The organism is Bartonella sp. TT29SHDZB, assembly GCF_042193395.1.
Lineage (GTDB): Bacteria > Pseudomonadota > Alphaproteobacteria > Rhizobiales > Rhizobiaceae > Bartonella.
Map to the genome: position 1 here is coordinate 1 of NZ_JBHILQ010000112.1, position 923 is coordinate 923.

The following is a 923-nucleotide window of genomic DNA, read 5'->3' on the forward strand; positions in this document are numbered from 1 at the left end:
TTCTTTTGTTCCAATGAAAAAGCGACATGAAGCTTAACCAAGCTATCTTTCCGAATGAGAAAGATGTCAATTTTTTTAATCCAGCTCTGCTTTTTGCGGAGCTTTTTTTATGGAGAAGCATATGCGAAAAATATCATTAGAGGGACTTGCACTGATCAAACAATGGGAAGGTTTGCGTTTGAACGCCTATAAAGATGCCATTGGGGTGTGGACAATAGGTTATGGACATACAAACAGTGCTGGAAAACCTTTTATTTACGAAGGCATGACAATCACTGAAAAGCAAGCAGAAGAACTTCTTTGCCAAGACTTAAGACAATTTGAAAATGCTGTTGAACGCGCTGTTACAGTTTCATTAACGGATGAACAATTCGCGGCGTTAGTCTCTTTTTGCTATAATGTAGGAACAACAGCCTTTTGTAACTCGACACTGTTAAAAAAGCTCAATCAAGGTGAATATGAAGCTGTCCCTGCCGAGCTACAGAAATGGACCAAAGCAGGCGGGAAGCGTCTTGAAGGTCTCGCACACCGGCGTGCAGCAGAAACAGGGCTATGGGCAAAAGGGGCTTATGTTTCCTCCAATTATCAAACAGTAGAAACGCAAGCACCAACGGGGGTTTTCAAAGCAGAAGCCCTTGCACCGATTATTGGTTCTTTTTCAGGGCTTGGAGGCTTATTAGCAGGCAATGGTCCAGTGCAATGGGCGCTCGCCACTATCATGGTTTTAGCCGCATGTGCTGGTATTTTCTTTGTTGCTAAACGCTTTCAGGAGCACCGCCTATGATCTTATGGATGAAAAGAAATCTGATGCTAACAGGCGCGGCTTTAGCCGCTTTTTTTATTGCATTAGCAAGAGCTTTTACTCTTGGGAAAAAAGCAGAGCAACAAAAGCAAACAGAAAAAGCTTTAAAAGCAGCCACAAC

The 923-nt window shown here is 42.8% G+C and carries 1 protein-coding gene; it reads left to right on the top strand.

The annotated features are described in order from the left end of the window. The first annotated feature begins 121 nt into the window (after positions 1–121). Positions 122–784: a lysozyme gene (locus ACFIJJ_RS09885; protein WP_375646821.1), complete on the top strand. Its 663-nt coding sequence runs from the start codon at positions 122–124 to the stop codon at positions 782–784. Positions 785–923: the final 139 nt, after the last annotated feature.

What these genes read in the sequence shown, in the direction of transcription:
- ACFIJJ_RS09885 (WP_375646821.1), top strand. Translation starts at nt 122, where the DNA reads ATGCGAAAAATATCATTAGAGGGACTTGCACTGATCAAACAATGGGAA.